The sequence below is a fragment of the Nostoc sp. CHAB 5836 genome (assembly GCF_020829445.1).
Taxonomy (GTDB): Bacteria; Cyanobacteriota; Cyanobacteriia; order Cyanobacteriales; family Nostocaceae; genus Nostoc.
On sequence record NZ_JAIVFV010000085.1, the window covers coordinates 16,868 to 27,405 of the forward strand.

At 43.0% G+C, this 10,538-nt stretch carries 9 protein-coding genes; 2 read left to right on the top strand and 7 right to left on the bottom strand.

Annotation, left to right across the window (positions count from 1 at the left end):
• Positions 1-38 precede the first annotated feature (38 nt).
• From LC605_RS17880 to LC605_RS17905, 6 genes are all read right to left on the bottom strand, one after another.
• On the bottom strand, positions 39-1,406 hold the full coding sequence (locus LC605_RS17880) for a transposase (RefSeq protein WP_229548857.1): 1,368 nt from the start codon (positions 1,404-1,406) through the stop codon (positions 39-41).
• A 125-nt stretch (positions 1,407-1,531) separates the two neighbouring features.
• Positions 1,532-2,323 carry a YdcF family protein gene (locus LC605_RS17885; RefSeq protein WP_229548858.1) on the bottom strand — a complete coding sequence of 264 codons (792 nt, stop codon included), beginning with the start codon at positions 2,321-2,323 and terminating at the stop codon, positions 1,532-1,534.
• A gap of 103 nt (positions 2,324-2,426) precedes the next feature.
• Positions 2,427-2,933 carry a hypothetical protein gene (locus LC605_RS17890; protein ID WP_229548859.1) on the bottom strand — a complete coding sequence of 169 codons (507 nt, stop codon included), beginning with the start codon at positions 2,931-2,933 and terminating at the stop codon, positions 2,427-2,429.
• Positions 2,934-3,149: 216 nt separating this feature from the next.
• A complete protein-coding gene (locus tag LC605_RS17895) occupies positions 3,150-4,682 on the bottom strand; it encodes an AAA family ATPase (protein WP_229548860.1) in 1,533 nt (510 codons plus the stop codon).
• Positions 4,683-4,781: 99 nt separating this feature from the next.
• A complete protein-coding gene (locus LC605_RS17900; RefSeq protein ID WP_229548861.1) occupies positions 4,782-5,381 on the bottom strand; it encodes a 50S ribosomal protein L25/general stress protein Ctc in 600 nt (199 codons plus the stop codon).
• 69 nt (positions 5,382-5,450) lie between these two features.
• Positions 5,451-6,794 carry an adenylosuccinate synthase gene (locus LC605_RS17905; RefSeq protein WP_229548862.1) on the bottom strand — a complete coding sequence of 448 codons (1,344 nt, stop codon included), beginning with the start codon at positions 6,792-6,794 and terminating at the stop codon, positions 5,451-5,453.
• Positions 6,795-7,822: 1,028 nt separating this feature from the next.
• Between LC605_RS17905 and LC605_RS17910 the strand changes: the two genes are divergently transcribed.
• Positions 7,823-9,991: a PAS domain S-box protein gene (locus tag LC605_RS17910; RefSeq protein ID WP_229548863.1), complete on the top strand. Its 2,169-nt coding sequence runs from the start codon at positions 7,823-7,825 to the stop codon at positions 9,989-9,991.
• Between the two features lie 104 nt (positions 9,992-10,095).
• Complete coding sequence (locus tag LC605_RS17915) at positions 10,096-10,323, top strand: hypothetical protein (protein WP_229548864.1); 228 nt, start codon at positions 10,096-10,098, stop codon at positions 10,321-10,323.
• Here the strand turns inward: LC605_RS17915 and LC605_RS34185 are convergent.
• Complete coding sequence (locus LC605_RS34185) at positions 10,294-10,374, bottom strand: DUF4351 domain-containing protein (protein ID WP_369010361.1); 81 nt, start codon at positions 10,372-10,374, stop codon at positions 10,294-10,296. The two genes, LC605_RS17915 and LC605_RS34185, sit on opposite strands and share 30 nt — an antisense overlap.
• Between the last annotated feature and the right edge of the window lie 164 nt (positions 10,375-10,538).

The window sequence follows — 10,538 nt, forward strand, 5'->3', positions numbered from 1 at the left end:
TAATAACTCATAACTCATAACTCCTAACTCTAGCCCTGTCAAGGTGACTGTTTTGTAGTCGCCAAAAGTTTGGCAGTCGAGACATGTGGATGTTGAGGGTCATACTTTGGAGGGTCTTTCTTCTTCTTTGGAGCACGGGTGTGTTTGAGAAAAGACTTTAAACGAACCCGCCAAGCCAAATCTTGGAGGCATTTGGCAAACTGTTCGAGTTCAAAATCGGCAAATACACTCCAATGCTCTGGAGCGATCGCAATTATCATTCCTCGATAAGTGCTTTGTACTTCGTCAACCATGTAGTAATCAGAAAGTCCTGCATCAATTTTTCCCACACCATGTACGCTTGCTAAAACCCCACGAACGGTTGCCAAAATGTTGTAAGTAACTAATGCAAGGCAAAATGAGAATAATGCAGCCTTTGGATAGCCCAAAGTTTGAATTTGGCACTCGTAATTTTCCGTCACAGTTTGAAACAGATTTTCAACACTGCGGCGTTCTCGGTATAATTGTGCGACAACTGCTGCGGTAACAGTGGGAGTTGGAAGCATTGTAAAAATGACGATTTCATTCTCACCGTTGCGATCTGGTTTTTTTAGTTTCAAAACAACTCGCCTGATCCGCAACGATTTTCCGGCATCGCTCAAACTAACAGTTTGTTCAAATAAATCTCCTGTCTCAACACTACCAACTGCTTGCAATGGATTGATTGGCTTCCAAGGCATCGATTTATGTTCCCGAATCACAAAGTTTGCTCCACTTTGATGCAAGCCAAACAAAAATCCCACGGTACACATGTTACGGTCAGCAATCCATAATTCGCCTTCTTTGACTGTTTTGAGTACCTCGGAAAATAACGAGCGTTCTTGAGCATGACCATCCTCACAAGCAAACACGTTAATTGCCAATCTTAATTCTGGGTCAAGAACTACTAGTGACTTTCCTGGCAGTGCCCCAGCAGCGATTGTTCGCAGTATTTTGAGACGATGGTCGGTTTTTTCAAGGCAGTTTCCATCAAGAATTCTGATTTTGTATCCACTTAATATTTGTGGTGATTTACCACCAACAAACTCTATTAAACTTGCCATGCCTATGGCTGTTTCCCTTACAATTGCCGAACTAACGTTTGTTTCCACCCCGTTTAATTTATCGTAAACAGCCGTGCGGCTAACATTCACAACTTCTGCTTTTGCACGATACGCGCCGCTAACTGATGGGTGAATCCCCCATACTACTAAACTCATTAGTTCCACAAGGCTAGAAAAAAGTAGTTCTCGAGTGTACTGAGATGAAGCGTTTTCCTCAAATATCCGGTTGATTGTTTCTGGTGCGAATACTCGTTCCATCAACCCTCGAACCATTACACTAATTGGACTCTGTTGGACAAAACGCTCAAATATCGCACCCAGCATTCAACATACCCTCCGCTACTTTTTAGTTTGCGATCGCATGGTATTATTATCCGGCTATTTGTCACCTTGACAGGGCTACTCCTAACTCCAAACTCCTAACTCCTAACTCCTAACTCCTAACTTGATTAAAGCCAACCGCGTAAGCGATAAACTAAAGAACCAATATACTCTTTTAAAGCAGTGGTAAATTGGTGCAAGTTCTCGGTATCAGGTAATAAATTTAGTATAGCGGCTTTCGGTGTGCTGCCGAGTTCTTGCAACTCACCCTCACTAACTAAAAAGTCAGTGGGTGCAGGAATGGCATTGATTCGTTGACGCTGGAAAATTTGAAGCGATCGCGGCATATGCATTGCAGAAGTAACTAATAATACCTGAGTAATGCCACGAGATTCCAAAATTTTTCGGACATTTACAGCGTTTTGATAAGTATTGAGAGAGTCAGGTTCTTGAATAATCGCCTCAGATGAAATACCAATAGATGTCAGTATTGTTGCCATATCTGCCGACTCTGGTGAGCCACTTCCACGCCAATCAATGCGGCCCCCGCTCACAATGATTATAGGCGCTCTTTTTTGGCGATACAGTTGTGCAGCATAAATCACGCGATCGCCTGATTCACTTAAATCCACAGTAGGTCTTGGGGGAAAAGCTGATTTAGTGGCACCACCCAAAACCACAATCGCTTCTGCAACTGGTATTTGAGTAGGTGGAAGATTTTGCCATTCTAGCGATCGCACTAATGATTTAGCGATCCAAGCATTACTGCAAAATAGCAATAAAGTTAGGGCAAAAGCAATTGCGATCGCCGCAGTCCGAGGCCGTTTCCACAAAGTAACTAATGCTACTACCAAGCTGACGCAGGCTAATCCTAGTGGATAAAAAAACAGTGGTAGTAATTTGGATAGATATAAAAACATAGTGCCATTCGGGCATGGGGAATAGGAAATGAGGGAGATGAGCGAGTAGAGGAAGAAAAACTATTGATTATTGATGATTGACCAATGCCCAATTCCCAAATTACTACTTTTCCCAAAACCTGAAATTGATACTATTTCCAGCACCGCGACGGTAACGGCGGTTGGTTCTTCTTGTTTGCCGTTTGTTGATCCTTTCGTTGGGTTGTTCAACTTTGCCCTCTTGTGAATCTTCAACTTGCAACTGAGTTCTTGTTTCTTCCTTGCTTCCCCACCAAGCAGTAATCCAGCCTCCAGCTAAAGCGCCTATTCCACCTAGCAAAATACTCATGGGTGCTGGATACCCCAAAGATACAAAACCAAGCATGAAAAATAACCAGTATTTCAGTCCTGTATCAACGCCATCAGACGAGGCGACAGTTGGAGGCTGGGCGCTATTATCGGTTACATTTGTGATCCAGCTTAAGATAAAACCCCCCATGATACCTAAGAAGATGCTCAGGGCTGGTGCGGAGCCGGTCATTATTAATATAAATGTTAAAAATGCCCCAAATAGTAGCTGAGAAAAGAAGCTGGGAGAAATACTGAAGAAATCGTTCTTTTTATCTGCCATATAATGAAAAAGCTCTTAACTAATTACTAAGTAGAACGGCGTAAATAATTAAAGGTTTGTAATAAGGACTTTAGTCCTCATTTGAGGGCTTCAGCCCTCACTAAAAACTAATATCAAGATTTTTTACATTACTTAACCTAGTTTGATTTATTCTCACCGACTTACTTAATTCGTAAATTGTAGTTTTTAATTCAATTACGAATTACGAATTACGAATTACGAATTACGAATTATTTTTTGTGGTTGGGTTGTATCCAAAATCTTTACGTAGGGTTGTTCTTCTTCAGTGAAAGGTTCAGCTTGTTTGATTTGTGAGGCTAATAAATCGGCAGTGGCATCAGCGATATCACCAGTGCGATTGTTCAAACGCTCTTTTAGAACTTCTAGCGGTGCTGTGCATTGGATAATCTGAATCGGAAGTTGATATTTCGTAGCTTGAGCGATCGCTTCTTGCCGTAACTGCTGTCGATCATACTTGGCATCCAAAATCACCGAAAAACCTTGTTTAGCTAGGATCATTCCCAATTCCAATAGCCGTGTGTAAGTTTTCTCGGTCATCTGGGGTGTATACAAATCATCACCACCTCTTTCCCACAGGGGAATTTTCCCTAAATGTTTCCGCACCGCATCCGAACGCAGGTGAATCGCTCCCAGTTGACGGGCTAAATACCTGGCTGTGGTACTTTTACCAGAACCCGACAGCCCCGACATCAAAGTTACTTGTCCCACCTTTCGTTTAGTGTACTCCCAAGCTTGTTTGTAATAGTCAGTGGCAATTTTTGTCGCTTCATCCTTTACCGTCGCGGGTACACTCGGATCATCTAGCAAAAATGAAGTTACCTTTGCCCGCACATAAGCCTGACGACTTAAATACAAAGGTAGCACCTGTAGTCCTTCCCAATCTCCAGTTTGCTCTATGTAGGCATTCAAGAACGCATTACCTAAGTCTTTACGCTGGCGAGCTGACAAATCCATCACCGTAAACGCCACATCGTACATCACATCGACAAAGCGAAACGGCTCATTAAACTCAATGCAATCGAACAGCAAGATTTTGTCGTGCCACAGGGCAATATTTCTCAGGTGTAAATCCCCATGACATTCACGAATATAATTGTTGTGAATTCTGCTAGCAAATAATTCTGGACGTTCGGCAAAAAAGTTATCTGTATATTGCTTTGTTTCTGTAAACTGAGCTTGCGTTTGGGGGCCACCAATATACTTCTCAGTTTGCTGATAATTCTCATCAAATGCAGCCCGAACATTTGGCACTTCACCAAAACTGCGAATATAATCATTCGTCTGTGCTTCGGCATGATATTGAGCCACCACCCGTCCCAACTCATCTAGGTGTGTCTCATTTAACTTACCCTGCTCAAAAAGTGTACTCAATAGCGACTCTTGAGGAAACTGGCGCATCTTCAGCACGTATTCTACAGCCTCCACCGTTCCCCCTAACTGGTATTGCTCCTCTACCAGAGTTATGGGCAAAACTTCTAAATACAATTCACCAGCACCCCGTTGATTTAACCGCAACTCTTCCTGACAAAAATGCTGCCGCTTTTCTAAAGTGGAAAAATCCAAAAAGCCAAAATTCACAGGTTTTTTCAGCTTATAGGCGTAATCCCCAGTTAACAGCACATAAGAAACATGGGTTTGAATTAGCTCAATAGGTTCTGTTACCGCATGGGGATAAAATCCAGGCTGCAACATTTGCTCAATTAAGACTGGAAGAGTCGCTTCTGTCATCTCTATCCTCTGCGCTCTCTGCGCCTTTGCGGTTCAAATACAAAAAAACCAGGAGTTCCCCCCTGGTATGATCAAAAATTATTACACAGTTTACCTAGCTTAAGAAGCTGCTTCAGTTTCCGTCCCAGCATCATCAGCACTAATTTGTGGTGGCAAAACGCTCACAACAAGTCGCTCCAATTCAGCTAGAGGTGTTACACCTTCCGGAAAGGGTATATCACTAATACTCAAGCTGTCTCCAATTTGCAGGTTAGAGACATCGATTTCGATTACATCTGGGATGTTTTCTGGCGCACAACTCACTTGCAATTCACTGATTACAGTGTCTAATACACCACCGTCTTGTTTAACACCAATAGCAGTTCCCACAAAACGCAGCCGTACTCCTACGGTGGTGTTGCCGTGGCCTGCAACTGCGAAAAAGCTCAGGTGATAGGGTGTACCTTTTGCTGGATGGATCTGAAGTTCCCGCAGCAGGGCTTTGCCGCGCCAAGGTACATCAGTAACATTTAAATCAATCAAGGTATTGTTGACTGAAGCTCTTTTGAGTAACCGCTCAACAGTTTTGGCTTCAATGGTCAAAGAAATAGACTCTGTACCCTTGTGACCGTACAAATTGGCAGGTATTAATCCAGAACGGCGCAAAGCTCTTGGCTTGCTGCCTTCTGGACGTTTTTGAGTTTCGACTGTAATAGTCATAGAAGTTGTCCTTTGTCATTTGTCATTTGTCGTCTGTCATTTGTCATTTGCTAATGACCAATGACTAATTTATGCACTTAGCAAGGTTGCAGGTGTGCCATCGGGGTGCAATAAAGCGCGTTTGGGGCCGTGGATGGGGTCTTCTACGATTATGGTTTGATCGCGGCTTGCTCCTAGTGAGACGATCGCAATGGGAACTTCCATCAATTCGGCTAAGAATTTTAGATAGTCTAGTGCTTGCTGTGGCAAATCTTCTAGGGTGCGACAGTCAGTTGTTGACACTTGCCATCCTGGTAAGGTTTTGTAGATGGGGCGACATCTAGCAAATAGACGGGAACTGGTAGGGAAGTGTTCGCTACGTTGCCCATCTATGTCATAGGCAACACAAACTTGGATTTCCTCTAATTCATCGAGGACGTCCAGTTTGGTCAGCGCCATACAATCCATGCCGTTAATCCGCACGGCATAACGACCAATGACGGCATCAAACCAGCCACAGCGCCGTTTGCGTCCGGTGGTTGTGCCAAATTCGGCACCGCGATCGCACAACAATTCTCCCAACTCTCCATCCAATTCTGTGGGAAATGGCCCTTCCCCTACCCGCGTTGTATAGGCTTTTGACACTCCAATTACCCGGTCAATCATTGTCGGCCCTACTCCTGTACCAACGCAAGCCCCCCCTGCCACAGGGTTAGAGGAGGTGACATAGGGATAAGTTCCGTGATCTAAGTCTAAGAGCGTACCTTGTGCGCCTTCAAACAAAATATTCCGCCGTCGCCTAATCGCATCGGATATTTTAAACGATGTATCAACGACGTGAGGTCGCAAGCGTTCTGCATACTCCAAATACTGTTCAATCACCTCTTGTGCATTTAGAGGCGACAAGTTGTAAAGCTTTTCTAAAATGACGTTTTTATAATTAATCGTCCACTCCAACTGCTCACGTAGCCCATCCGGATCCATCAAGTCTAAAACTCGAATGCCTGTACGTTCAGATTTGTCAGCATAAGTCGGCCCAATGCCCCGACCTGTTGTGCCGATCTTATGGCTCCCCCGTCGTTCTTCCGATGCCTGGTCAATCAACCGATGATAAGGCATGGTTACGTGAGCTGTCTCAGATATCAGCAGACGGTCAGTGGAAATATTTAATTCTTTTAGTTGGTCGAGTTCTGCGATCAAAATCTGTGGATCGATGACTGTTCCACAGCCGATAATGCAATCGGTATTTGGATACAAAATACCAGAGGGAATCAAGTGCAGCTTAAAGGTCTGACCTTTGACTACAATTGTGTGTCCAGCATTGACGCCCCCTTGGTAACGAACCACAACATCTGCGGAACGACTGAGTAAGTCAGTTATTTTACCTTTTCCTTCATCGCCCCATTGGGCACCTATGACAATGACGTTAGCCAAGAGCTTATCTTAAGAAGTAAAGTTTCCACAAACTATTATTGTTAACATATTGCTGAAATCATGTCAAGCTAATTGTAAGTTTCAAATTAGTAGCAAAAATCTTTAACCCAACCGTATTGAGACCTAGGGCGTGTTTTCAAACTCGAAGATCCCCCCTAACCCACGGCAGTCGCTCCACTTGGGGAGACCCCATCGCCTTTGGCGTCTCCCCTTGGGAGAAGACCGCGCTGGCTCCCCTTTTTTAGGGGGGAAAAAGAAACTCTAAAAGCCCCCCAATCTATCGGGGGGTTGGGGGCAATACTGCGCAGGTTTTGGCAAAAAAATAAAAAATGTGTAGGTTGGGGAGCCACTGCGCCCTTGCGGTTAAGAGACTTGTTCGCTTTTAGCGTTCCCGCAGGGTAGCACGTGGCGTTTGAGGAACGAAACCCAACCTAAGAGCTGGGTTTGTTGGGTTTCGTTCCTCAACCCAACCTACAAATATTAAAAACCTACGCAGTATTGCGGGAACAGGGGGTTTCCCCCATGAGCGACTACCGTCGCAAAGGGAAGAGGTTTGTACAGGTTTTTTGTCCCAGTCCTGTGTCTTTTGGCAAAATTGGGATGATCCCTGTGTGGAGAATATATATTACGTGGTTTTGTTTTGGATTTACCGATAGTAGGGTAGCACATCTGTGCTACTCGATAAATGTACAAATAATTTGAGATAATTTATTTTTTGTCAGTCACTAATTACAATTCCAAACAAAATTTCTTGCATTGCAACATATCTACAATTATGGATGGGCAAATTATCTGAGCCGAACTGCATTGGCTACATTAATGCTGAAAATGAATTTATATTAAAAATTGGCGGATTTATTTGTGACTATTATGTATAAATCATCATTCCCAAAAACCCAGATATTTACAATAACAGATTGTATTTTGTTATCCGTGTTATTCTCAAAATCGTTAAAATATTCTCAGTATTTTTTTTTAATCTCTAATCTTAACTGATGGAGGGTATCTGCGGCAGAAAGAGCGATCGCATGAGCAAAAAATGGTATCGAGTCCAAAAGCTGAAAGTAATATTCGTCCTAGCTTTGGCAGTTGTCTTTACTAATGCTGTAGTCTCGTATAGCAACACTGTCAAGCTGATTCATAACCAGCAATGGGTGACAGACTCATATGCAGTTATTAGGCAAATTGAAAGTCTCCAATCTACACTCAAAAATACTGAAACTGCCCAACGTAATTACCTAATTACAGCAGATACAGCTGATTTACAAATCTATCTGGCAGCTGAGCAACAAACTAATAGCAATATTCAGATTCTCAGCAATTTAACTAATAAAAACCATCAAAAACAGCAGTGGGTTTATTTGCTGGAGACGAAAATTACCAACAGGCTCAAGATTCTGCAACAAGAAATTTACCTCAGACAAAACCAGGACTTAGAAGCAGTTCGGCAGCTAATATTATCTGATAAAGACAAGGAAATCGGCAAAGAAATCCAACAGTTGATTGACGAGTCTTTAAAGGCAAAGCAAAATTTATTACAGCAGGGAATGCAGCAGTCACAAGCTAGTTCCCAAAAAGCGATAGTTATATTTTTTATTGCTGCTATTGTGGATTTCGTGCTGGTGGCGCTGCTGTATGATTTATTGTGGCGTTATATCAGGCAACTTCAGCAGACGGAACTGGCCCTACGTCAAAGCGAAAATCGTTTACGAGCCATGATCGATGCAGAACCAGAATGCATCAAGTTAATTGCCAGGGATGGTACCCTTTTAGAAATTAATGCCTATGGGCTGGCAATAATGGAAGTGGAAAGTGCTGATGTATTGATTGGTAAACCAATTGATGCCCTAATTGTGCCAGAGTATAGAGCAGCCTTTGCCGAGTTGCATAAAAGTGTCTGCCAAGGTAACAAAGGGACTTTGGAGTTTGCAATCGTGGGATTTAAAGGTACTCGCCGCTATATGGAAACTCATGCTGTACCACTGCGTAACGAATCTGATGGTACGCTCATCCATTTGGCACTGATGCGAGATATAACCCAGCAAAAACAGGCTCAACAGAAAATCCAAGAGCAAGCAGCGCTGCTGGATGTATCAACTGACGCGATTCTGGTGCGAAATATCCACAACCAAATTTTATTCTGGAATAAAGGTGCCCAGATTCTATACGGCTGGAAGGCTGAGGAAGCTGTGGGTAAAAATGTTTTGCAACTTTTGTATAAAGAGATTTCACCACAACTAGAAGATGCTTACTTGAGGGTGATGAATACGGGTGAGTGGCGGGGTGAGTTGCATCAACTGACAAGGGAAGGTAAAGTAATTATTGTTGAAAGTCGGTGGACACTGATACGAAATGATAATGGACAACCCAAATCCATTTTGAGTGTGAACACCGAAATCACGCAGCAGAAACAACTAGAAGCTCAACTTCTGCGATCGCAACGTTTGGAGAGTATCGGTACTCTAGCTGGTGGTATCGCCCATGATCTCAACAATATACTATCCCCAATTTTAATGTCAGTTCAACTGTTGCAGAAAAAATTGCCCGATCAGCAGAGTCAGCAAATACTGCAAACTTTAGAAAATAATGTTAAACGCGGCGCTAATTTGCTCAAGCAAGTGTTATCTTTTGCACGGGGCATGGAAGGTAAACAGACAATTGTCCAAATTCAGCCTTTGATGGCAGAAATTGAGCAAATTATCGCTCAAACATTCCCCGAATCTATCATCTGTCAAACAGATATCCCCAAAAATCTGTGGTACGTCCGTGGAGATACAACTCAACTGCATCAGGTGTTGATAAATTTAGTAGTTAACGCCCGCGACGCTATGCCCGATGGCGGTATTTTAAGGATTGCGGCGGAAAATCTGGTGATTGGTGAACATTCTGCCCAGATAAATATTGATGCGAAAGTGGGTTCTTATATTGCGATCGTCGTGACGGATACTGGTATGGGGATGTCGTCGGAAGTCCAGCAACGGATTTTTGAACCATTTTTCACTACCAAAGAGATAGGCAAAGGTACAGGTTTAGGACTTTCCACAGCGCTGGGTATTATTAAAAATCACGGTGGTTTTGTCAATGTTTACAGTCAAGTAGGTAGAGGTACGCAATTTACAGTGTACTTGCCTGCCTCAGCATCCAGAGAGACATATTCGTTCTCTCCAGAACTGGAATCAGTTATCGGAAATGGCTAATTTATTTTGGTGGTGAAATGCCCTGGGAATATCACACCAGATTACGCATCTACTTACATTTAATATTGATGACTTTAAACGTTTTTCTGGGATTGTAGTCTTTGATGCGCGAAGTGTTACATCGTAGTCTTAACTATAGCGATCGCACGGTGAAGATTTTGCCGGCGATGCCAACTCTTAGAGACGCTACGCGAACGGCGGGCAACTCTTGGAGAGGCTATGCCAACGCTCTTTTTAATGAACCGCAGAGGCGCAGAGAACACAGAGGAAGGAGAGAGCGATCGCTTGGTAGAATAGATATTTTATTGCTGATATTGCAACCAAGCCACTAAATCAGCTTCAGTGGATAAATCTAGTAAGGCTTCGGCTAAATCCTCTAACAATGTTAAAATTATATATCCATAAAGGAGAAGATTATGAGCAAAACTATGGCTGTAAGTACTTGTTTTCTTGTGCTTGTAACCTGTTTGATTATCTTAGGACTTACGCATGTGTCACAAAAAATAAAAGCTTTTAGTTTGTAGTCAGGGCTACCCTACGGGAACGC

What these genes read in the sequence shown, in the direction of transcription:
- LC605_RS17890 (WP_229548859.1), bottom strand. Translation starts at nt 2,933, where the DNA reads ATGGCAGATAAAAAGAACGATTTCTTCAGTATTTCTCCCAGCTTCTTT.
- LC605_RS17895 (WP_229548860.1), bottom strand. Translation starts at nt 4,682, where the DNA reads ATGACAGAAGCGACTCTTCCAGTCTTAATTGAGCAAATGTTGCAGCCT.
- LC605_RS17915 (WP_229548864.1), top strand. Translation starts at nt 10,096, where the DNA reads ATGCGCGAAGTGTTACATCGTAGTCTTAACTATAGCGATCGCACGGTG.
- LC605_RS17910 (WP_229548863.1), top strand. Translation starts at nt 7,823, where the DNA reads ATGAGCAAAAAATGGTATCGAGTCCAAAAGCTGAAAGTAATATTCGTC.
- LC605_RS17900 (WP_229548861.1), bottom strand. Translation starts at nt 5,381, where the DNA reads ATGACTATTACAGTCGAAACTCAAAAACGTCCAGAAGGCAGCAAGCCA.
- LC605_RS17880 (WP_229548857.1), bottom strand. Translation starts at nt 1,406, where the DNA reads ATGCTGGGTGCGATATTTGAGCGTTTTGTCCAACAGAGTCCAATTAGT.
- LC605_RS17885 (WP_229548858.1), bottom strand. Translation starts at nt 2,323, where the DNA reads ATGTTTTTATATCTATCCAAATTACTACCACTGTTTTTTTATCCACTA.